General features: G+C 48.1%; 1 rRNA gene. It reads right to left on the bottom strand.

The features are described 5' to 3' along the window. A 23S ribosomal RNA gene (locus F7018_RS18000) occupies positions 1 to 472 on the bottom strand; the annotation flags it as partial.

Below are 472 nucleotides of genomic sequence, written 5' to 3'. Positions count from 1 at the left end.
CTTTTCAACGTCAACTGGTTCGGTCCTCCACTGTGTGTTACCACAGCTTCAACCTGCCCATGGGTAGATCACTCGGTTTCGCGTCTACTACTACTAACTAATCTCGCCCTATTCAGACTCGCTTTCGCTTCGGCTCCGGACCTTAAATCCTTAACCTTGCTAGCAACAGTAACTCGTAGGCTCATTATGCAAAAGGCACGCCGTCACACAGTAAATGTGCTCCGACCGCTTGTAGGCGTACGGTTTCAGGTTCTCTTTCACTCCCTTACTTAGGGTTCTTTTCACCTTTCCCTCACGGTACTAGTTCACTATCGGTCTTTCAGGAGTATTTAGCCTTACCGGATGGTCCCGGTGGATTCATACAGGATTACACGTGTCCCGCACTACTCAGGGTACTGCTATATCCTCTTCGCTTACCTATACGAGACTATCACTCTCTTTGGTTCGTCTTTCCAAACGATTCTAGTTCACT

The sequence above is a fragment of the Tenacibaculum aiptasiae genome, from assembly GCF_008806755.1.
GTDB classification, from domain to species: Bacteria; Bacteroidota; Bacteroidia; order Flavobacteriales; family Flavobacteriaceae; genus Polaribacter; species Polaribacter aiptasiae.
Note: the sequence above shows the minus strand (reverse complement) of the source record. Positions and strands in the feature narration are given on the sequence as shown.